Source organism: Gemmatimonadaceae bacterium (assembly GCA_020852815.1).
Lineage (GTDB): Bacteria > Gemmatimonadota > Gemmatimonadetes > Gemmatimonadales > Gemmatimonadaceae > SCN-70-22.
Genome location: JADZAN010000018.1, coordinates 63,272 through 85,416 on the forward strand (window position 1 = coordinate 63,272; position 22,145 = coordinate 85,416).

Consider the following 22,145-nt stretch of genomic DNA (forward strand, 5'->3'; position numbering starts at 1 on the left):
CCGCCCGCTTCGTTTGCGCAGGGGAAGAGCGCCTAACGCGGTCAGTTCACGCGGACCCAGGCGACGTAGCGCGAGCGGTCGATCCGGGCGGTGTCGTGGGGATGGGGGGCGAGGGAGAGAAGCGTGACCTTGTGTCCCCAGCCGCTCCCGCTCTTGGGCTCCAGGGTGGTGTGGAGCGAGAGAACGTACGACGCGGCCTTGCACCCTTCCTTGTAGCACCCCGGGTGCACGGCGATGGTCGCGACGGCGTCGCCAGCCCAGACGCATTGCACGTTGCTCGGGCAGCGCGAGTCGCTGGGGACGTCGGTGAGCGTCATCCACACGTCCTCGACGTGGACATCCCTCCCGATGAGGAGCGGAATGGAGTCGGCCGCCTGCTGCAACGTGAAGTCGAACTCCGGGGTCAGCGGGTTCGCGCCCTGCCTGCCGCAGGCGGACGCTGCCATCAGGGCGAGGAAGGTGATGAGACGTCTGGGCATCGTTCCTCCTGAAAGTCGCCGGCGTCGGTGCATGTGGAGACATGTCGAAGCGCGCCATGAGCACGACGGGCGGCTCCCGTCAATTGTAGCACATTCGGGGCGCGAAACGGTTCGCCGGGAGGTCCTTCGCCATCAGGTTCGCCCGGACAGTGAGTGCCACCAGGTGGGCGTCGAATGCTCAGGCGCGTGCGCCGGGGGGCGAGCGTAGCGCCGCTGCAGGCGGTAGCTTCTGGCCATGCCGACCGAGACGCCGTACTCCGACGCGACGCTCTGCGCGCTCCTGGACGCGCACCAGATTCCCTACCAGCGCGCCGACCACCCGCCGGTCTTCACCTGCGACGAGGCGAACCGCCTCGTCCCTGAATCGCTGGGGGGCGAGCAGACCAAGAATCTCTTCCTGCGCGACGGGAAGGGGAGGCGCCACTGGTTGGTCGTGACTTCGTGCGCCAAGGCGGTGGACTTGAAGGCGCTCGCCCCGCGCATCGGCGCCGATCACCTGAGTCTGGGCTCGCCGGAGCGGTTGATGAAGTACCTGGGGCTCACCCCCGGCGCCGTGACCCTCTTCGGGATCGCCAACGATCCCACGCACGACGTCACGCTCTTCATCGACCGCGACGTCTGGAACACCGAGCGGTGGCGCTGTCACCCGATGGTGAACTCGGCGACGCTGGTGATCACGCGTGCCGATGCCCAGCGCTTTGCGCAGCTGACGGGGCACGACATGCACCTGGTCGACGTCCCGGTGCGGGGCGTGTGAGGAGTGGAAGGTGAAGCAGCGCGTGCACGACGCCGGCGCCTGCTCTCCCGTCGGCGTTTCCTCGCACGCGCTTGCCGACCGCGCGACTTCGTGAGAGGTTCTGCGCGCCTCCTCCAGGACGACCTGCCCATGCGCCGTGCGTCGCTCGTGGCCCGCGTGCCGTTGCTCCTCTCGTTCGTCGCCGCCTTCGTCGTGTGCGTCACCGCGTTCGTCGCTGCGCTTGCGCCGACGGTTGCGGCGCAGGCGCCGGCGCAACCTGCCGCCGGCGCTCCTTATCCGCGACCGAAGGGAACGCACGAGGTCGACGTCGAACGCAACGTCATGATTCCGATGCGCGATGGCGTGCGGCTGGCGACCGACATCTATCGCCCGAGAGGGGTGGCGGGGCAGCTCCCCACGATCCTGATCCGGCTCCCCTACAACAAGGCAGCGTATCGCGCGGCGACGGTTCCGGCCGACTTCTTTGCCTCGCACGGCTACGCGGTGGTGGTGCAGGATGTGCGCGGGAAGTTCGCCTCGGAGGGAACGTTCCGCGTATACGAGGGCGACGTCACCGACTGGCCCGACATGTTCGACTGGATCGGGGCGCAGCCGTGGTCGACGGGGAAGGTGGGGACGTATGGCTGTTCCTATCTGGGCGAGGGGCAGATCATCGCCGCGCAGTCGCGCCACCCGCGCCATGTTGCGGCCATCGCGCAGGCGGCGGGGGGGAACCTGGGGCGCGTGGGGCGGCGCCGACAGTTCTGGGGCTCGGTGGAAGGGGGGGCGTTCTCCATCTCGATCAACTTCGGCTGGATGCCGGTCTTTGCCTCGACGAAGAAGGGGGCCAAGCCGATGCCTAACGTCGACCTCGCCTCGTTCTTCCGTACGCTCCCGGTGATCGACATGACCGATCGCGCCGGCTCGCCGTCGTGGGACTGGCGCAACTTCCTCGAGCGCTCGCCCGACGACCCGTGGTGGGACCGGCAGGGTTACCTCACCGCGAGCGACAGCGTGGGAGTGGCGACGCTGCACGTCTCCTCCTGGTACGACCTGGCCGCCGAGGCGCTCGAGACGGCCGGAATCTTCCGCCGGAACGCGATCAACGAGCGCGCGCGCAACGGGCAGTATGCGATCATCTCGCCCACGGTGCACTGCGCCTCGGAGGGGGCCAGCGCGCAGACGAAGGTCGGCGACCTGGACGTGGGCGATGCGCGCCTGCACTACTGGGAGACCTACCTCGCCTGGTACGACAAGTGGCTGCGCGGCAACGAACGGGCGCTGGATGCCCTGCCCAAGTTCCAGTACTACACGATTGGCAGGGGTGCGTGGCAGTCGTCGGATCGCTGGCCGGTGGCGAGGATGCGCGCCACCGCGTGGTATCTCGACTCCGACGGCGGCGCGAACTCACGGCGCGGCAACGGCCGCCTGGTGGGCGCCGTACCTCGGCGCGCGGCGAGCGACACCTTCACGTATGACCCAAACAATCCCGTGCCGGCGCGCGGCGGGTCGATCTGCTGCACGGGGAACCCGAAGGACGTCCCCGGGTCGTTCGACAACGCCGACATCGAAGAGCGTCCGGACGTGCTCGTCTACACGGGCGAAGCGCTGCGCGAGGGGCTCGAAATCACGGGGCCAATCACCGCCGAGCTTCACCTTTCGTCGGACGCGCCCGACACCGACGTCACCGTGAAACTCCTCGACGTCTTCCCCGACGGTCGCGTGATGAACATCCAGGAAGGGATCACGCGCGTGCGCTACCGCGACGGCTTCGACAAGGCGCGCATGATGGAGGCCGGAAAGGTCTACAAGGTCCCCGTCGACCTGCATGCGACATCGTGGTTCCTCCCGGCGGGGCATCGCCTGCGCCTCGAGGTGTCGAGCTCGAACTTTCCGCGCTTCGACCGCAACCTCAACACCGGCGGCAACAATTACGACGAAGTGACGTGGAAGGTGGCGCGCAACGCGATACATCACGCGGTGGCGCATCCGTCGCGACTGGTCCTTCCCGTGGTGCGGTAGGAAGCTTCCCGTAGCGCCCGGCAGGGGGGCGACATGGACGGTGCGAGCGGTGTTGCGGCGGGGAGGGCATGGCGCGGCGGCGCGGGGGCGGCGAAGTTGGAGGGGATGATGCCCGCCCCCTCTCGCCCTCGCCCCGCCGCACGCGCGGCCACACTCGCCCTCCTCGCTGCCGTTGGCGTTGGCGCAGCGGGCGCCGTCGCGTGCAACAGCGACTCGGTGGTCTCGAACAACTCCGGGGGGATCTCGCTGGGGAATCCGAGCTACGTGCTGGGGATCCCGACGGCGGTGAGCGTGCGGCAGCGCGCCACGACGATCCTTCCGGTGACGATCGTGCGCACCGACTACACCGGCCCCGTCTTCGTCACCTTCACCGGGCTCCCGAAAGGGGTGACGGCCCCCACGCTGAGTTCGACGTCGACCGACGCGATGTCCATCACGCTGTTCGCCGATTCGACCTCTGTGCCCGGTGTCACCGCGGTGACGGTCAACTCCTCGGGCGTCGATGTCGCGAGCCGTACGGCGACGTTTCAGCTCACGGTCGCTGCGAACCCATAGGCGGATGGATGGGATGATGCGACACCTCGCACGCTGGCTCGTGTCACTGGCAGTGCTTGCGGCGCTTGCCCCAGCGGGCGGCTGCGCCAGCGGTGCAATGGGTGCGCGTGCGCACGCTGAGGCGGCACCGGCGACTCCTCTACTCGCGCCGCCGGCCGAGCCGTCGCTGACGGCATTGGCTGCCAACGCGCGACCGTCGGGGGGCCCCGCCAGCGATGGCGCGTCGCCGTGCGCGGGGTGCGCGGCGTCGTCGCTCTCTGCCGACGAGGAGAGCCTTCTCGCGCGCCGCATCGCCGAACTCAAGGAGAAGGGCGGGGTGTGCGCGACGTATGCGGGGGTGCTGGAGCGATCGTATCGCTCGGGGCAGATCACCGTTCGACCCTACATGTGGAGAGTGGGGTCGCAGTTGGCGTCGGGCGAGGCGCGCCCCGACGGGATGATCTTCCTTGCCCGCGAGATCGACGCGCTCAACGTGGGGCGCCGCACCTTCGATGAGCTGCTGTGGACGCTGGAGCACGAGGCGGCGCACATTGCCTTCAACCTCGACGCCCCGTTCGACCGTGCCCCTGGCGATCGCGCCGACGCCATGGTCAAGAGCTGCCGCGGCTGACCCGACTCGGCGGGCCGCTCGCGCGCCCTCGCGGCGACCGTCCTCCCCTACCTAACGACATCCCAACACGCCCGATGCCTTCCGATCGTCGCACCTTCCTCCGGCAGTCGGCCCTGGCCACCGGTGCCCTCGCGTTGCATGGCCGTGGCGCCAGCGCGCTGGAGTTGCCGCTGACTCGCGCGGCGGCGCACGCGCTCCCCCGGCGCGCCGAGGCGCCGCTCCGCATCCTCATCCTTGGCGGCACCGGCTACATCGGCCCCGAGCAGGTGACCTATGCGCGCGCGCGGGGGCACACGCTCACGCTCTTCAACCGCGGCAAGACCAACCCGGCGCTCTTTCCCGACGTCGAGAAGCTGCAGGGGGATCGCAATGCAGCTGGCGGACTGGATGCGCTCAAGGGGCGCACGTGGGACGTGGTCATCGACAATCCGGCGACAAAGCCGCAGTGGATCGTGGACGCGGCGGCGGTGCTCAAGGGAAGGGTGGGGCACTACGTCTACGTCTCCAGCACAGGGGTATACGCCAACAGCGACACCGTGGCGCCTGACGAGCGTTCACCGCTCCTCCCGCCAGCTCCCATCAGCGGCCCGGAGGCCGACCAGGCGGGATTCGGCCAGCGCAAGGCGCGCTGCGAACAGTTGGTGCAGGAGGCCTTCCCGGGGCAGAGCACCATCGTCCGCCCCGGGCTCATCGTGGGCCCCGGCGACCTCACCGACCGCTTCACCTACTGGCCTTGGCGCATCGAGAACGGGGGAGAGATCATTGCGCCCGGCAGCTTCGACGACCCGGTGCAATGGATCGACGTGCGCGACCTGTCGCAGTGGATGATCCGCGTGGCCGAACAGCGCAGCTTCGGCACCTTCAACGCCGTCGGTCCGGCCACGCCCATCGGCATCGGCGGGATGCTCTGGGGGATCAAGGGGTGCTTTGCCAACGACGCGCGCTTTACCTGGATCCCGCAGCCATTCCTCACCGAGCAGAAGGTGAGATCGTGGGTGGAGATGCCGGTGTGGGCCTACAAGGGGGCGAGCACGTGGGCGTACTGCACCAGCAAGATGGATCGCGCGATTGCTGCCGGGCTCACCTTTCGCCCGCTCGCCGAGACGGTGCGCGACGGGATGGCCTGGTATCACTCGCGCCCCGCCGACCAGCAGGAGAAGTTGCGCGCCGGGATCACCATGGAGCGCGAGCGCGAGGTGCTGGCGCTCTGGACCCGCCGCGCGGGGGCGTGATCGATACCGGTGAGCGTGCCGCTGCAGCGGACTCGACGATGTCAGTGGGTGCCGACGTGATGGGAACCTGTCGCGTTGGCGCCTGTACTTGTGAGGCGTTGCTGTCACGCGTTCGATAGCGCCCTGGAGGATCCATGGACATCACCGACACGCACAACTGGAGCCCGACAACCGCAGCGCTGCATCGGGCATTTGGAGAGACGGTGCGTTCGCTGGGCGGGGCGGTGCTGGACGCGGAGGATGCCGGCGCGGTGATGTATGCGCGCGCTGTCCTCCCCGATGTGGCAGAGGTTCGCCGGGGCGACGGGGTGCAGGGTGGCGTGGCCGTGCGCGTGGTGGAGGGCGAGATCTTCGTGCACCCGTACATCCTGCGGCAGGTTTGCGCCAACGGGGCGGTGCGCACCTACGCCATCGGGACGCGCGTGGTCGAACGCGTGGAGGCGCCGGCGCGGGTCGCCGCGGCGCAACAGCCGGCGATTGCGTCGGCGCTCACCGCCTTCGAGGAGGCAGTGCGGCAGGCCGCGGCGCCGGAGCGCTTTGCCGATGGGGTGCGCGAGATGCGGTCGGCGATCGACATTCGCGCATCCGCGGCCATCGAGCGCCTGCGCCTCCGTGCGCTCGTGCTGGCGCTCCCCGAGCAGGGGCTGGCCGGCGAATTGAGGCGGGCAATGATGCCGCTCCTGTCGCACGCGCTGACCCCGGGGGTGGATGGCGACCGATCGGCCTACGCGTTCGCCAACGCGGTGACGGCGGCGGCGCGGGAGGTCGGGAACCCCGCCCTTCGCTGGGCGATGGAGGAGTACGGGGCGGCCGTCTTCGGGGCGACGATCCTCGAACATTCGCCGCCGCGCGCCGCGGCGTGGCACTCGCCCGCCCCGCCGCAGTCCACCGAGGGTCGTTAGGCTTCACCCCGCGCGGCGGGGGGCGACGAACCGGCGTGACTGGCGCTCGTAGGCGTGCGCCATGGCCAGGAGCTGGGCGTCCTCTCCCGGCAGTCCAACGATGGAAAGGTTGAGTGCCGGCATCCCATCGCTCCCCATCCCGGCGGGAACGGAGATCTCGGGGAGGCCGAGGAAGTTCCCGTAGCCGAGTGGGGTGCGCACGTCGGGCCAGGGGTCGACCGCGCGCGGCGCATTGAACGGCATGGTGGGATACACCAGGGCGCGTATCCCGGCCACGCGCATCGACTCGGCGAGCAGGGCGACCACCTCGCGCCGCGAGCGGGCAAAGGAGCGCCCGGCGGGATCGTCGGCCATCGACTGCGTGAGCAGTGGAACGCAGGCCTCGAACGTCTCCGGGAGGACGTCGTAGAAGGCGCGATAGGCGGCGTAGCCGCGCCGCACGCCCTCCAGCGCCTCGTTGGTGCTGGCGGTGCGCCCGGCGAAGTAATGGAGCAGCGCGGCGGCGGTGGGCGCCGGAGACCGGGAGTCGGGGACGGCGTCGCCGCGTGCCGCGGCGCGCTGGGTAAACAGGTCGCGGACGTTGACGCGCGTGACGGGGGCGTCGAAGGCATCGACCGTGGCGCCGGCGAGGCGCAGGTCGCCTAACGCGCGGTCCCACGCGGCGAGCGCCTCGGGGGTCATCTGGGCGCGCGGGGCGTGCACCTCCACGATCCCGAGCCTGGTGTTGGCCAGCGCCGTGTCGGACAGCCGGGGGAGCGCGCCCCCCGCCCACCGCTGGGCGAGCGCCAGCGGGTCCGAGCGGTCGGCGCCGGCGATGGCCGCCAGCAGCAACGCGGCGTCGGCCACCGTCCGCGCCAGCGGCCCGTGCGTGTCGAGGTACGGCCACGTGGGAATCACGCCGGTGCGCGGCACCAGGCCGAAGGTCGGCTTCATCCCCACCACACCGGTGAATTGCGCCGGGATGCGGTTCGAGCCCCCGTCGTCGGTGCCTAACGCGGCGAACGCCATCCCCATCGCCACCGCCACCGCCGAGCCAGCGCTCGACCCGCCCGGCGTCTTCGTCCCCGTGGCATCGTGCGGGTTGCGCACCTGCCCCGTGTGGCTGCTCGTCCCGTTGCCGCGATAGGCAAAATCGTCGGCGGCCGTCTTCCCCAGCACGATGGCGCCGGCGGCGCGCATCCGTTGCACCTCCAGCGCGTCGCGCCTCACCCCCTCCGGAAAGAGACGCGCCCACTCGGCGCTCGAGGCGGTCGTTGGGAGGGCGCGCATGTCATAGATCGACTTGGCGAAGAGCGGGACGCCGTCCAACGGGCCGTGCGTTCGCCCCGCGCGCAGGCGTGCGTCGGCCTCGCGCGCCTCGGCGAGCGCCGTGGCCGAGAGTGCGTCGATGGCGCGCATCGCCGCCCCATCGGAGCGGCAGCGGTCGAGTGCGCGCGCCGTTACCTCGGCCGACGTCCAGGCACGACGGCGACGCCCGGCTTGGAAGTCGGCGCTCGTGCCATCGAGCGGATCGTCCGCCGTGCGGAGCACAGGGAGGCCCGGCTCCATCGCCTGGCCGGCGATGGGGAGGGCGACGAGGGCGGCGAGCTGGGCGAGCGTTTCGCGGCGGGTGGGCGACACGAGGCGATGCGGAGAGCGTGGGTTGGGGGCGTGGCATGCGCGATCTCACACCCCCGGCCCACGAATCAACGGCCGCCGGGGACGACGGTCAATGCCGATCGTCGTTCCCCCGGGACGACTCGGCGACGATGGCCCGCACGCGAGGAGCGACTTCACGCCCGAACAGTTCGATGCAGCGCATCATCTTGTCGTGCGAGAGCGTGCCCGCGCTGTACTTCATGTCGAAGCGCGCGGCGCCCATCAGCTGCACCGTTGCCGCGATGCGGCGCGCGACGGTCTCCGGCGAGCCGACGTACAGCGAGCCATGGTCGGCCTCGCGTTCGAAGTCGCTGCGGTTGGTTGGGGGCCAGCCGCGCTCGGCGCCAATCCGGTCGCGCATCTCGCGCCACGGTCCGTACATCTCGTCGCGCGCCTGCCGGTCGGAGTCGGCGACGTAGCCGTGCGAGTGGATCGCCACCGGGAGCGCCGGCGCGCCCCGCTGGGCCAGCGTGCCGCGGAACAGCTCCACATAGGGGAGGAAGCGCCGCGGGTCGCCGCCGATGATGGCGAGGATGAGCGGCATTCCGTAGTTGGCCGCGCGCACCACCGATTCCGGGCTCCCGCCCACGCCGATCCACGTCTTGATCGATCCGCCCTGCGTGGACGGGTAGACGCGCTTGTCGGCAATGGGTGCGCGCGTCTTGCCGCGCCAGGTGAGCGGCGTGCCGGTGCGATCGGACTCGAGCACCTTGGCGAACAGCTCCAGTCGCTCCTCGAAGAGAAGTTCGTACTGTTCGAGCGGGAAGCCGAAGAGGGGGAACGACTCGGTGAACGAGCCGCGCCCGAGGATGATCTCGGCGCGGCCGTTGGAGGCGGCATCGAGCGTCGAGAAGCGTTGGAAGACGCGCACCGGATCGTCGGACGAGAGCACCGTCACCGCCGAGCCAAGGCGAATGCGCGAGGTGCGACCGGCGATGGTGGCCAGGACCATCTCGGGCGACGAGATGGCGAAGTCGGCGCGATGGTGTTCGCCGATGCCGAAGAAGTCGACGCCCACCTGGTCGGCGAGCACCGCCTCCTCGATCACGTCGCGAATGACCTGCGGGTGGCCGAGGAGCGTTCCCGACGAGTCGCGCGTGACATCGCCAAAGGTCTCGAGGCCGAGTTCCAGCGGGTGGGACATGGGAAGGATGGTGTGAAGGGGTCGGAGCGCTTCAGCGTGGCGTGGGGATGCGCGCCGGGCCTAACGAGCGGTGCGCCATGGCATCGTCGACCTCGCGTTGCGCCTCGGCCAGTCGTCGCACGTCGTCGCCCAGCAGGCGCGCCGCGTCGATGAGCGTGGTGAGCGGCGCCAGGTCGCTGGCGCCGGCGTGCAGGCGCAGGAGGTCGAGGCGAATCCCTTCCAGCGCAGCGACGCTCTCCGCGAGATGGCGCGCCGCCGCATCGCGCCGCGAGGAGAGTGCGGGGGCATTGCCGGGTCCCGAGGCGACCAGCGCGTCCACGACCTCCATCTCCGCGCGCGCCTCGCTGGCCCGCGCCTCGAGCGCGTCGACGATGGCAGGGAGGTCGGAGAGGCGTTCCCTGTACGCGTCGGGAAGTGCGGCAAAGAGGTCGCCAGCCGCAACGCCCAGCGCTGCTTCGGTGGCACGGAAGGCGGCGCCCCCCACCGCCCGCGACCGCTCGGGGGCGCCCAACCGCTTCGCGAGCCAGTCGCCGAGACGGCCCGTCCACAGGCGGTCGCGAACGCCCGCCTGCCAGAGCGCGCGGACTTTCCGGGGAATGAAGCGTACGCCGAGGGCGTTGCTGACGGCCCCCAGCAGCATCGTCGACGCCACGGGACCAAAGATCAGCAGCAGAGAGGTCCGGTTCTCGTGGAAGACATCGGCGAGCATGAGGCCGGCGGTGACGGCGAGCCACGACGCCGATGCGACCGTGCCGATGCGCAGCAGTCGGTGCGCCTTCGGTTCCTCGTCGTCGCGCGTGAGCGCCTCGCGCTCCTCGCGTTCGCGGCGCGCCACGTCGAGGGCGCGGCGCAGGTCGGCCAGCGAGTGCCCGGCCTTGAACTGCCGCTGCGCCTGATTGATGTGGAATCCAACGATCGGAAACAGGGGGAGCGAGGTGATCGCCCCGAGCAGCACGATATCGCCCGGTCCATCGGGACGGTTCCCCGTGACCCAGGCGATGAGATTGGCCAACGTCAGCGTGCCGAAGACCGACATCCACCCCATGTACGGGACGAGGAGCGCGTTACGCGCTTCGAGCCAGGCGCGGAGCGACGTGGGGAGCGCGGGACGCGCATCCGGGGCGGGGGCGAGCGCCGCCGCCAGCGCCTCTCCATCCTGAAAGCGCATCGCGGGGTCGCGCGCCAGGCAACGGTCGATCGCTGCCGCGAAAGCGAGCGGGAGTCCTGGTGCGGCGCGACTCACACCAGGCGCCGCTTCGTTGGCCTGCCTTACGAGAAGCGCCGGGAGATTCGCCGCCTCGAAGGGCAGTCGCCCGCTGACACTCAGGTAGCCCACGACGCCGAGCGCGTAGAGATCGCTCCGCCCATCGATTGGTGCGCTCGCTCCCTGCTCGGGACTCATGAAGTGCGCCGTCCCCATGAGCTTTCCCGGATCGGTATCGGGCAACGACGCACCGCCGTGGGCAATCCCGAAGTCGGTGACCATCGCCCGTCCGGTCGCTCCCTCGAGCAGGATGTTGTCGGGCTTCACGTCGCGATGCACGATGCCGCGTCCGTGCGCGTAGGCGAGCGCCCACGCCACCTCGCGCATCACGCGCGCTGCCTCGGCGGCCGGGAGCGGACCGCGCGTGCGCAGCCGTTCACCCAGCGTCTCGCCCTCCACGTAACTCATCACGAAGAAGACGAAGCCGCCGGCCTCGCCCACGCGATGGATGGGGACGATGTGCGGGTGCGAGAGCCCGGCCGCGGTGCGCGCCTCGCGCAGGAAGCGCTCGCGGGCAGTGGCGTTCACCGCCAGCTGCGACGGGAGCACCTTGATGGCAACGTCGCGGTCCAGCTGCACGTCGCGCGCGAGGTAGACGATGCCCATTCCGCCGCGCCCCAGCTCGCGCTGGAGCGAATACTCACCAGCGAGCGCGGATTGCAGCGCGAGAAACTCGGGACTAGGGGAGGTCATGACGATGTGGCTGTGGTGTGCGGTCACCGATGCGCGCGATGGCCCAGGCCGCGTGCTCATGCACGACCGGTTCGGCGTCGTCGAGGGCGCGCGTCAACGCGTCCACGTCATCTGCCGTCCCGACGTTCCCCAGGACCACCGCTGCGTTCCGCTTGAGCCCCGCGAGCTTGGCGCGCTTCATGGGCGAGCGGCGGAACGACTCGGCGAAATCGCCCGGCGACATGGCGAGGAGGTCGCGCGCCAGCGCTCGTGCGTCCTTGTCGCCTAACGCTTCGCGCGGCATGTACGGCGAGTCGTGGGGGAGTGCCTTGGCGAACTTCACGTTCCACGGGCACACCTCCTGGCAGATGTCGCAGCCGTAGAGCCAGCTCCCCACCTGCTCGCGCAACGCCTCCGGGATGGCGCCGCGGTTCTCGATCGTGAGGTAGGAGATGCAGCGCGTGGCGTCGAGTTCATGTGGCGCGACCAGCGCCTGCGTGGGGCATGCCGTGAGGCAACGCGTGCAACGGCCGCACTTGTCCCCGGCAAATGGGGCGCTGGGCACCAACTCGAGCGCCACGAAGAGCGAGCCGAGGAAGAAGTACGAACCGCGCGATGGGTTGATCAGGTTGGTGTTCTTCCCGAACCACCCGAGGCCGGCGCGCCGGGCCAGGTCCCGCTCGAGGATCGGCGCCGTGTCGACGTAGGCGCGGCCATTCACTGGCGCGCCGGCAGCCTCCGACAGCCAGGCGTGCAGCGCCTGCAGGCGCGACTTCATCACGTCGTGGTAGTCCTCGCCGCGCGCATAACGAGCGACGGGACCGGCGGGCTGCTTGCCACCGTAGTCCATCGCCACGACGATGGCGCTGACGGCGCCGGGGTGCGGGCGCGTGGTGTCGTGGCGCAGCCCCGGATCGCGCGCCATGTACCCCATGTCACCGTGGCGCCCGCCGGCAATCCAGGCATCGAAGTGGCGGGCAGTCTCCGCCGTGCCTAACTGTACGATGCCGACAAGGTCGAAGCCCAGCGCATAGGCCTGGCGCTCGATGCGCTGCTCGAGCGTTGCCGGCGCGGTGTCGAGGGGGGCGGCGTTGCCTGGCGCGGCGCGCCGCGCCGTCTGGCTCACGGCTGCTTTCCCACCCAGCGCGCGTACCGAATGATGTCGTCCGCGGGTGGCGTGACATCGGGATCGCCGTAGGCGGTGTGCATGCGCCAACGCACGTACTTGCGCGACGGGAGCGGAAGGAACGGGAAGCGCGCGTACCACCCGTTGGCGCGAAAACGCCAGGCAACGCGAATCAGGTCGGCGGCAAGCGCCGGACGACGGACGGCGGCAAGGGCGAGCTGGACGGTGAGGCGACCCCAGGACATGGGTGAAATGTAGGGACACCCACCGCGCCAGCCATAGGGCCCGCGTCTCACGTCGCGCCCACCGCGCGCTCACCGCGCGCTCACCGCGCGCTCACCGCGCGCCGGGCTATGGCTTGACGCTCCCCTCTCTCGTGATCTGCTGGGTGCCGAGCGTGATGCGATGCGGCGTTTGCTCCCCGCCGAGAATCTTGGCGGCAATCTCGATGGCTTCCTTGCCCCCGGTGGGATAGACGAAGGTCGCGGCGAGCTTGCCGTCCTGCACGGCCTGCTTCCCGCCGTCCAGCCCGGGGAGGCCGTCGATCCCGACGAACTTCATCGCCGCGTCGCGCCCCTTGGCCTTCGCGGCGAGATAGGCCCCCATCGCCATGGGATCGTTATGCGCGTACACGAGGTCGATCTTCGCGTGCGCCGAGAGCGCCGCCTCCATCTGCGTCATCGCCTCCTCGCGCAGCCAGTTGGCGACCGGGTCGTGGATGATCCTGATGCCGGGGAAGCTGGCGATGGCCTCGCGGAACCCCTCGCTACGGTCGCGCGCCGGTGTCGAGCCGGGAAGCCCCTTGATCTCCACGATGTCGCCCTTGCCAGCGAGCACCTTGGCGACGAACTCACCGGCCGCCTTCCCGATGTCGCGGTTGTTGGCGCCAATGAACGTGGTGTAGCTGTCGCCCTCGATCTCCCGGTCGAGGACGATCACGGGGATCTTCTCCTCGAAGGCGCGCTTCACGACCGGCGTGAGCGGCTTTGCCTCGTTTGGGGAGATGATGAGGAGGTCGATCTTCTGTCGCAGGAAGTTCTCGACGTCGGCGACCTGCTTGGCGTTGTCCTGCTGCGCGTCGGCATAGACGACCTCGAACTCCGGGTGCAGCTTGGCTGCCTCGGCCACCTCGGCGTTCATCGCCACGCGCCACGGTTCCCCGAGATTGGCCTGCGAGAAGCCGATGAGCTTCTTCGTCCCTTGTTCCTTCCCGCAGGCGGCGACGAGCAGGAGCGTCGCCGCACCAAGCGCGCGAACAAGGGCCCGCGCCTTACGACGAACGCCGGCGCTGGAGCCAGACCGCGGCAAGGATGATGACGCCCTTGAGGATGAGTTGGAGGTTCGCATCGACGTTGTTGAGCCCCATGCTGTTGTTGATGACGCCGATCGTCAGGATCCCGATCAGCGTGCCGGCCACGCTTCCCGTCCCGCCGCTGAGCGACGTTCCGCCAATCACCACCGCGGCAATCGCGTCCAGTTCGTAGGCGACGCCGTCGTTCGGGTTCCCCTGCTCCAACTGCGCGCAGTGGACGAGCCCCGCCAGGGCGGCCAGCGCGCCCGAGATGACGTAGACGGTCGCCGTGTGCCAGCCGACGCGCACCCCCGACAGGCGCGCCGCCGATTCGTTGTCGCCAATGGCGTAGAGGTACCGCCCGCCGCGCGTCCGCGCGAGGTACAGGTGCATCAGCACCACCGCGAGCCCGAAGACGAGCGCCGGTGCCGGTACATAATGAAGGAGCGGCGCCGCGAGGGCACGGACCGATTCTGGCGCGCCGCCGTCGCCGAAGCCGAGCGGGATGGCCGTTCCGCCGCTGAGATAGCGCGCCGCACCACGCGCCGCGCTCATCGTTGCCAGCGTGGCGATGAAGGCGGGGAGCTTCCAGCGTGCGACGACGACGCCATTGAGCCACCCCCACAGCGCGCCGGCGCCGACTACGGCGATCGCCGTCGGCAGGAGTCCCACGTCCTGCTTCATGAGGAGCCAGGCGCTGAGCGTCGCACCAAACGCGAGAATGGATCCCACCGAGAGGTCGATCCCGCCGGCGATCACTACCGCCGTCATCCCCACGGCAAGGATCCCCTTCTCGGCCACCTGTCGCAGGATGTCGGTGAGGTTGCCGAGGTCGAGGAAGACCGGGAGCCCGCCGCGCGTGGGGGAGAAGACGATGGAGAGGAGGATGACGGCGACGAGTCCCAGCGCGCCGCGATAGCGAGCGATGGCTCGGGCGGCGGGGCTCGCCGGCGGAGTGGCGGGTGGGCGGCGAGTGCCTGACGAGGGGGTGCCTGACGAGTGTGTGCCTGACGAGTCGGCTCCGCCACCTGCCGTCGGCGCGCCGCCGTCCTCGCTCGAGGTCCCGGCAGCGGCGGCGAGCACCTTCTCCTCCGTCGCCTCGTCCCCTTCGAACTCCGCCACGATGCGCCCGTGGCGGAAGACGAGGATGCGATGGCACTGGGTGAGCACCTCGGACATGTCGGACGATGCGATAAGGATGCCGAAGCCCTCGGCGGCCAGTGCGTGCAGCTCGCGGTACACGTCGGCGCGCGCGGCGAGGTCGATCCCGCGCGTCGGTTCGTCGAGGAGGAGGACCTTGGGCGACGAGAAGAGGCAGCGCGCGAGGAGCGCCTTCTGCTGGTTCCCGCCGCTCAGCGTCCCCATGGCCACGTGCGGTGACGCCGCGCGCACTCCCGTCCGCCGCATGAGGGTCGACGATTCGCGCGCGTCGCCCTCGCGGTCAATCCATCCCCAGCGCGAGACGCGTTCGAGCGCCGACATCGTGATGTTCCGGTCGACGCCGAGCTGCGGGAAGATCCCGTCGCTCTTGCGCTCCTCGGGGAGGAGGACGAGCCCGGCGTCGCGCGCCGTGGTTGGCGTGCGCGGCTGGTATTCCTTCCCGTCGAGCCAGATGCGCCCACGCACGTTGCCGCTGTGCGCACCAACCAGGGAGAGCAGGAGGTCGGTGCGGCCGGCCCCGACGAGCCCCGCCAGCCCCACCACCTCGCCCGCGCGCACGCGAAGCGAGATGTCGTGCAGCGTGGCGACACCAGCAGCGGCGCCCCCCTCCCCAGGTGCAACGGAGAGCCCCTCGATTCGCAGCACGTCGCGCGCGAGCGGCGATACGGGGGGCAGGGCGGCGGGGGCGATGTCACGCCCCACCATGAGTCGCACGAGCTCGGGGGCGCTGAGCCCGGCCGCGGCTCGCGTGGTGACGCGCTCTCCGTCGCGCATCACGGTCACGCGGTCCGCCAGGCGCAAGATCTCGTCCAGCTTGTGCGACACGTACACCACCCCCGTCCCCCGGGCCACGAGCGCGCGGATCACCTGCTCCAGCCGCGCCTCCTCGCCGGCGCCGAGCGAGGCGGTCGGTTCGTCCATGATGAGGCAGCGCGCGTCCCAGGCCAGCGCGCGCGCGATGGCGACCAGCTGACGGTCGCCGGGCGACAGCTCGCGGACCTTCGTATCGGCCGCAATGTGCGCCGCACCAACGGCGTCGAGCTGCGCGCGGGCCCGCGCCTTCAATCGTTCGCGGTCGACCAGACCGTTCGCCGAGCGCTCTTCCATCCCCAGCGAGATGTTCTCGGCCACGTCCAGCGACGTCACCAGCTGCAACTCCTGCGGGATGACGGCGATCCCCGCCGCCAGCGCCTCGCGCGGCGACGGGAAGCGACGTACCACGCCATCGACGGCAATCTCGCCCTCGTCACCCTGCAGCGCCCCAGTGAGGAGCTTGCCGAGCGTCGACTTGCCGGCGCCGTTCTCCCCAACCAGCGCGTGCACCTCGCCGGGACGCACGTCGAAGTCCACGCGCGACACGGCGCGCACCCCGGGAAAGCCGATCCCCAGCCCCCGTGCCTCGATGAGCGAACGCTCGCCGCCCGTCATGCGCGCCTCGCGCGAGTCGCGTTCGGCACTCAGCGGTGGAACTCCGGTGGCTGATGGTTGTCGAGCGTGTCGTGCAGGTCGCCGCACAGGTTGACCTGGATCCCCATGCCCTGCGCCATCCCCGCCTTGCGCACCAGCGCGCGCAGCGCCAGTTCGGCACTCGGTGCGTAGGCCACCTGGATGTGGTTGGCCTGGTGCTTGGCCATGAGGGCATCGCGCGACACGCCGTAGAGCACGGCGTGCATGATGGGCCACTGCGACGTGGTGGCGGCCCAGCGGCGTTGCGTCTCTCCCTCCGACAGGCGCACCACCCCACCGCGCCCGATGTCCATGTGCAGCGCATCGCCTTGCACGTAGATGCGCGACCAGACGATCTCGCCCGGGCGGCTCACCCCCTTGAGCGTCGAGCCCCCCTTGGGGAAGTACATCGGCGGTTGCCGCTCGCCGGTGGCGCCGGCGTAGCCGCCAATGAAGTGCGATGCCGGGGCGGCGCCCGAGATCTCGAAGACCCAGACAAACTCGTCGATGCCGCGTTCGCGCACCGGCGCCCCCCAGCGCACGTCGTGCAGCGTATTGGACGGGTCGATGTCCAGCGAGCGCCAGGTGATGTCGGTGATGAGCGCGTCCACGCCGGCGCACTCGTCGACCTCGTTGAAGTGCGGCACCGCGCGCCCCTCGAAAAGTGCCGCACCTTCGTCATCGACCACCGGCGGGCGATCGGGATTATTGAGCAACCCCTCGGCCAGGTCGGACGCGACGCACGTGTCCTTGAGCCCCTGCTGGTACTGGATCCCGATCGCCGCGCAGCCGAAGTCGTGCGCGAGCCGCACGGCGGCGTCGTACATCTTGAGCCCCTCCAGCACCTGGCGGAGCGTGAGCTCGGTGGCCTCGTCGGCACCGAGGGCGAAGCGCATCCCGCGCCCCTGCAACCACGCGTAGTGCCGCTGCGCCACGCGATCGGGGACGCGCTGCATCGCGGCATGGAGTGCGCTCTGGCTCAGCCGCTCCTTGAACAGCCCCGTCGCGTGCAACAGATGGTCGGGGATGATGGCGTTGTACATCCCCATGCATCCCTCGTCGAAGACGCCGAGGATGGCCTGCTGTGTACGCAGTTCCTCGCCAAGCTGGGCCCCCACGTCGCGATCCTCGTCGAAGGCGTGCGCGAAGCTCCCCGCCGACATCGCCTGCGCGTGCGACGTGTCGTGCACGACCTTGCCGTGCTCCAGCCACTCGCGAAGCGCGTGACGCGCAAAGTCGTCGGTGAAATCCTCGCTCCAGATGGAGGAGTACGGGACGCCCGCCTTGGTGAGCGAGCCGTTGAGGTTGAGCAATCCCACCAGCCCCGGCCACTCCCCGCTCCAGTTGGCGAGCGTGAGGATGGGGCCGCGGTGCTTGGTGAGCCCGGCCAGCACGTGCGAGGTGTACTGCCACACCGCCTCGGCGACGATGAGCGGCGCGTGTGGGTCGATGGTGCGGAACACCTCCATCCCTCGCGCCTGAGCGTCGATGAAGCCGTGCCGCCGCGCCTCGTCGTAGCGATGTCCCCGCACCACGCGACGATGCAGCTGCTCGAAGGTGCGGGTGACGGTGGTCTCGAGCTGCGCCTGCGCGGGCCAGCACACCTGGTTGGCGCTCAGGCGCGAGTCGCCGCTGGCGACCAGCACGATATCGCGATCGATCATGGTCACGGGTAGGAGAGGCCGCTGCCGATCGGGTACGTGTCGCTCACCAGCACCGGCAGCCGCCCTTTGGGGTTGAGGTCGCCCTTGAGCGCGCGAATGAACGACGAGAAGTAGACCTCCTGGTTGCCGAACCAGCCGCGTTCGCCGTAGCCGGCCAGGTAGGCGGCGACGGAGGGGAGCTTCCGGATGTGGTGCACGTTGCCGTAGCTCATCGCGACGACGGCTCCCGGCTTGGCGGCGATGATGCGTTCGATGAAGGCGAGGTCGCCACCGCGAATGGGGGTGGCGTCGCCAAGTCGGTCGCGGGCAACGAAGAGGGAGACGATGACGAGGTCGGCGTTGCGTGCGGCGCTCCACGCGTCCGCGTACGCCGCCGAGTCCATGCGCGGGGTAAAGGTGAACGAGCGCGCACCGGGGAAGGCGGCCGCTAGTTTCGTCGCGAGGATGGCAGGCGATGGATCGGTCTCCAGCTTCTGCACGCTGATGTTGACGACCCTTGGTGTGGCGCCGGGCTTGAGCGGAACGACGCCGTCGTTGCGAAGCATCGTCAGCGAGCGGTCGGCGACTTCCTGCGCCACCGCCAGGTGCTCGGCGGTCCCGACGCGCGCCGCAACCCTTGATTCGTCGACGTAGCGTTGCACCTGCAGGTTGAGCCGGGCCTTGAGCGTCAACAGGCGCCGCACCGTGCTGTCGATGCGCGCGGCGCTGATGCGCCCGCTGCGCACCGCGGCGACCATCGCGTCGATCGTCTTCCCGGTGTCCCTCGGCTTGAGGACCAGGTCGTGCCCCGCCTCGAAGGCGCGAATCGCGACCTCCTCCGCCCCGAAGCGCGCGATCACGTGATCGTACCAGAGGTCGTCAGAGGTGAGCATCCCCTTGAAGCCGAGCGAGTCGCGCAGCCACTGGCGCGCAAGCTTCGGTTCAACCGAGGCCGGGAGGTCCGAGCCGCCGGTGATCGACGGCACGGCGATGTGCTCCGTCATCACGTAGTCCACGCCGGCATCGATGGCGTGGCGGAACGCGACAAACTCCTGGGAGCGCACGGCGTCGGTGCCCTTGGCGTTCCAGGTGAAGTCCGGGCGCGACGGCATTACCTCCACGTCGCCGCGCCCCGGGAAGTGCTTGGCCCCGGAAAGCATCCCGTTGTCGTGATAGCCATGCACATAGGCGCGCACCATGCGGCCCAGCAGCGCCAGGTCGCCGCCGAACGAGCGCACGCCTTCGGCCGGGTTGGTCGGGCGCCAGGCGATGTCGACGGCGGGAGAATAGGTAAGGTGGATCCCCATCGCGCGCCCCTCGCGCGCGGCGAGCGAGGTGGCGCGGTACATCAGCGCGGTGTCGCCGATGGCGGCAAAGGCCATGTTGGCGGGGAACTCCGTCGCGCCGGTCACCTGCTGCCCCGGCCCTCCTTCAAAGTCCGCGGTGATGAGGAGCGGCACGCGGGCGGCGCGCTGCAGCGTATTGGTCAGTGCCGCTACGTCACGCGGTGTTCCGCCGTACAGCACGAAGGCGCCCACGCCGCGGTCGCGGGCCAGCGCAACCCATCGTTGCAGCCGCGGGTCTGTGGCGCTGGCATACGTTCCGCTGATCTCGCTCACAACCAACTGCGCGACCTTCTGCTCCAGCGTGAGCGACGCAAGCGTGCGCTCGACCCAGGCGCGTCCGGCGGCGGTCGGGGCAGGGAGGAGCGCTTGTCCCCGCAACGCTCCTGTTCCGGCAACCGGCGAGCTCACGCAGAGCGCGGCGACAAGCGTCAGGAAGACGACGACACGGCGTGGCCGCATTCGAATAGGGGGTGAGGGCCGCGCGAATGTACCGGCGCTCCTCGGGGCTGGCAATCGGCGGGCGGCGTGCGCCGCGGCATCATGCACCACCGCCAGCCCAGCGGACTCGCACACACCTTGCGCCCCCACCCCTAGCCAGCGCGCCCCGAGTGCGGGATGTTCCGGCGTCCTCGACGTCGGCCTAACGAACTGCACCCATGCCACTCATGTCGCGCCCCCGCCGCCCCGTCGTCCTCCCGCTGCGTCGGAGCACCAGCGTGTCCCGCGCCGGTGCACGCCGCGCTGCCGCGCTGGCCGCCCTTGCTGTTCTCGCCATCGGTACGCCGAGCGCCGCGGCGGCGCAGGTGCCGACGTCGCTCGATCCGTTCCGCCTCACGCAGTTGCGCGATTTCGAGGCGTATCGATCGTCGAGCAACAACGCGGACCTCGACAGCAACGACGACAGCAAGCGCCCCCTTCCCGGCGAGACGATCATCCTCGCCGACCTCAAGGGCCCCGGCGTCATCACGCACATGTGGATCACCGTGGCGGCCAGCGAGTATGCGTGGCCCAAGCTGCTGCGGCTTCGCATCTACTACGACGGCAGCAGCACGCCCAGCGTCGATGCGCCCATCGGCGACTTCTTCGGCGTGGGGCACGGGATGGAGCGTCCGCTCAACTCGGCCATCGTGCGCAACAGCTCGGCCGGCCGCTCGCGCAACGAGTACTGGCCCATGCCGTTCCAGCGCTCGGCGAAGGTGACGCTCACCAACGAAGGGCGCCGGCGCATGAGCAATGTGTACTACCAGGTCGACTGGTCGAAGTACAGGTCGCTCCCCGCTGGCACGCCATACTTCCACGCGCGCTATCGTCAGGCGCTCCCCACGAAGCTCGGCGCGCCGTACACCGTGCTCCACACCAAGGGGCGCGGTCACTACGTGGGAACGGTGCTCAGCGTCATCCAGAACCAACCCGGTTGGTTCGGCGAGGGCGACGACTTCTTCTACATCGATGGGAAGCGGCGCGCCAACATCGAGGGGACGGGAACCGAGGACTACTTCAACGATGCCTGGTCGCTACGCGTCGACAACGGCCCCAACTTCGGAGTGACGGTGGCCGACGGCACCGATCTCGGCTCGCGCATGACCGCCTATCGCTGGCACCTTGCCGATCCCATCCCCTTCACCCGCGAACTGACGTTCGACATCGAGCACGCCGGGTGGACCTACAACAACGACGGCTCCGTACGGAGCGCCTTCGAGGAACGCGAGGACCTCTTCAGCACTGTCGCCTTCTGGTACCAGCAGGGGATCGCGCAGGGGCAACCGGAACCCGGCTACGGCGCGGCGCGCCTCCCGCACGGCAACGCGCTGCAGCTCGAGGTGGAGCAGCGCGCCAACGAAGCGGTCGGGACGCGCGGCAAGGTCTCGGTGCAGAAGGAAGTGTTCTGGGGAAAGGACATCCTCCTCTTCGAAGGCGAGGGGGAAGGCGCGCGCCTCGATGTTCCGTTCGATGTCGCCGAGGATGGGCGCTATGAGCTGATTGCACAGGTGGCTGGTGCGCCGGACTACGGGAAGTACACCGTCCTCATCGACGGGAAGGTGCCGGGGACGGGGACGGAGCTCGAGCACGAACCGGGCGCCAACATGGGGACGGGACTCTCCATCGACGCCTACTACACCGAACTGTTTGTCGGCGAGGATCGCGTCCTGGGGTGGCCACGACTCACGAAGGGGCGGCACACCGTGTCGTTCATCTGCACCGGGAAGAACGCGGCTTCCACCAACTACTTTCTCGGACTCGATGGACTGGTGCTGCAGCGCGTGGCGAGCGAACGGCGCGGCGTGCAGTCCGACACGACGCTCTCGTCCAACGCCGCCGACCGCTTGCGGGCCATCGGGGCTCTCGGGGCGCGCGGCGCGGTGCAGCTGCCGGCACTGCGCGCAGGGCTCACCGCGTCGCCTGACGAGCGCGTTGCCGCGGCGTGGGCCTTCACGCAGATGGGGAGCGCGGCGAGGCCGGCGGTTGCCGACCTCACCAGGGCGCTGGGCGACAACGACTACGTCGTCCGCGGACTCGCGGCGCTCGCGCTGCGTGATGCCGGAGGCGTGGACGATGCGGCCATCGACGCGCTCGCGGCGCGACTCACCGATCCCGACGATGGCGTGCGCATGGCGAGCGCCTGGGCGATTGCGGCGCAGGGACCGCGCGCCTATCGCGTCTTCGACCAGCTCATGGCCGCTGGGAGAGCGCAGCCGCAACATCCGCACGTCCAGCGCGCCGTGGCCGACGCCTTTGGCGCCATCGGTCCGCGGGCACAGGAGGCGATGCCGGTCCTCGAGGAGCTGGCCAAGGTCATGCGCGTGCGATGGAACGCGGTGGCGGCGATGAAGAAGATCAGGGGGCAGGCTCGGTAAGGGCGCCGCGTCAGCTCCGCGGC

At 69.9% G+C, this 22,145-nt stretch carries 17 protein-coding genes; 7 read left to right on the forward strand and 10 right to left on the reverse strand.

Annotation, left to right across the window (positions count from 1 at the left end; translation table 11 throughout):
* Window positions 1-41: 41 nt before the first annotated feature.
* Window positions 42-479, reverse strand: a complete 438-nt coding sequence (locus tag IT359_10285) for a hypothetical protein (GenBank protein MCC6929365.1) — start codon at window positions 477-479, stop codon at window positions 42-44.
* 235 nt (window positions 480-714) lie between these two features.
* Here IT359_10285 and IT359_10290 point away from each other — a divergent pair, with 235 nt between their 5' ends.
* The 6 genes from IT359_10290 to IT359_10315 all read left to right on the forward strand — a co-directional run bounded on the left by IT359_10290 (window position 715) and on the right by IT359_10315 (window position 6,536).
* On the forward strand, window positions 715-1,236 hold the full coding sequence (locus IT359_10290; protein MCC6929366.1) for a prolyl-tRNA synthetase associated domain-containing protein: 522 nt from the start codon (window positions 715-717) through the stop codon (window positions 1,234-1,236).
* A 129-nt stretch (window positions 1,237-1,365) separates the two neighbouring features.
* Entirely contained in the window at window positions 1,366-3,237 is a 1,872-nt protein-coding gene (locus IT359_10295) for a CocE/NonD family hydrolase (GenBank protein ID MCC6929367.1), read from the forward strand.
* Between the two features lie 33 nt (window positions 3,238-3,270).
* Window positions 3,271-3,792: a hypothetical protein gene (locus IT359_10300; protein MCC6929368.1), complete on the forward strand. Its 522-nt coding sequence runs from the start codon at window positions 3,271-3,273 to the stop codon at window positions 3,790-3,792.
* 13 nt (window positions 3,793-3,805) lie between these two features.
* Complete coding sequence (locus IT359_10305) at window positions 3,806-4,402, forward strand: hypothetical protein (protein MCC6929369.1); 597 nt, start codon at window positions 3,806-3,808, stop codon at window positions 4,400-4,402.
* A 74-nt stretch (window positions 4,403-4,476) separates the two neighbouring features.
* Window positions 4,477-5,634, forward strand: coding sequence for an NAD-dependent epimerase/dehydratase family protein (locus tag IT359_10310; protein MCC6929370.1), 1,158 nt, complete (start codon window positions 4,477-4,479; stop codon window positions 5,632-5,634).
* Between the two features lie 134 nt (window positions 5,635-5,768).
* Window positions 5,769-6,536, forward strand: a complete 768-nt coding sequence (locus IT359_10315; protein ID MCC6929371.1) for a hypothetical protein — start codon at window positions 5,769-5,771, stop codon at window positions 6,534-6,536.
* A gap of 3 nt (window positions 6,537-6,539) precedes the next feature.
* Here IT359_10315 and IT359_10320 read toward each other — a convergent pair whose 3' ends face one another.
* From IT359_10320 to IT359_10360, 9 genes are all read right to left on the reverse strand, one after another.
* Window positions 6,540-8,156, reverse strand: coding sequence for an amidase (locus IT359_10320; GenBank protein ID MCC6929372.1), 1,617 nt, complete (start codon window positions 8,154-8,156; stop codon window positions 6,540-6,542).
* A gap of 88 nt (window positions 8,157-8,244) precedes the next feature.
* Window positions 8,245-9,306 (reverse strand): LLM class flavin-dependent oxidoreductase, encoded by a 1,062-nt coding sequence (locus tag IT359_10325; protein MCC6929373.1) that lies wholly within the window; start codon window positions 9,304-9,306, stop codon window positions 8,245-8,247.
* Between the two features lie 43 nt (window positions 9,307-9,349).
* A complete protein-coding gene (locus IT359_10330) occupies window positions 9,350-11,275 on the reverse strand; it encodes a protein kinase (GenBank protein MCC6929374.1) in 1,926 nt (641 codons plus the stop codon).
* Window positions 11,262-12,380 (reverse strand): tRNA epoxyqueuosine(34) reductase QueG, encoded by a 1,119-nt coding sequence (gene queG, locus IT359_10335; GenBank protein MCC6929375.1) that lies wholly within the window; start codon window positions 12,378-12,380, stop codon window positions 11,262-11,264. Before queG ends, IT359_10330 begins: the two co-directional genes overlap by 14 nt.
* Window positions 12,377-12,625: a hypothetical protein gene (locus tag IT359_10340; GenBank protein MCC6929376.1), complete on the reverse strand. Its 249-nt coding sequence runs from the start codon at window positions 12,623-12,625 to the stop codon at window positions 12,377-12,379. The genes queG and IT359_10340 overlap by 4 nt, the downstream gene beginning before the upstream one ends.
* Window positions 12,626-12,731: 106 nt before the next feature.
* Window positions 12,732-13,688, reverse strand: coding sequence for a substrate-binding domain-containing protein (locus IT359_10345; GenBank protein ID MCC6929377.1), 957 nt, complete (start codon window positions 13,686-13,688; stop codon window positions 12,732-12,734).
* Window positions 13,651-16,260 (reverse strand): ATP-binding cassette domain-containing protein, encoded by a 2,610-nt coding sequence (locus IT359_10350; GenBank protein MCC6929378.1) that lies wholly within the window; start codon window positions 16,258-16,260, stop codon window positions 13,651-13,653. Before IT359_10350 ends, IT359_10345 begins: the two co-directional genes overlap by 38 nt.
* A 29-nt stretch (window positions 16,261-16,289) precedes the next feature.
* The gene (locus IT359_10355) at window positions 16,290-17,942 is read right to left on the reverse strand and encodes a hypothetical protein (GenBank protein ID MCC6929379.1); all 1,653 of its coding nucleotides are present in this window, start codon (window positions 17,940-17,942) and stop codon (window positions 16,290-16,292) included.
* A gap of 2 nt (window positions 17,943-17,944) precedes the next feature.
* A complete protein-coding gene (locus IT359_10360) occupies window positions 17,945-19,726 on the reverse strand; it encodes a hypothetical protein (GenBank protein MCC6929380.1) in 1,782 nt (593 codons plus the stop codon).
* Between the two features lie 206 nt (window positions 19,727-19,932).
* Between IT359_10360 and IT359_10365 the strand changes: the two genes are divergently transcribed.
* Entirely contained in the window at window positions 19,933-22,122 is a 2,190-nt protein-coding gene (locus tag IT359_10365) for a DUF2961 domain-containing protein (protein ID MCC6929381.1), read from the forward strand.
* The last annotated feature ends 23 nt before the right edge of the window (window positions 22,123-22,145 follow it).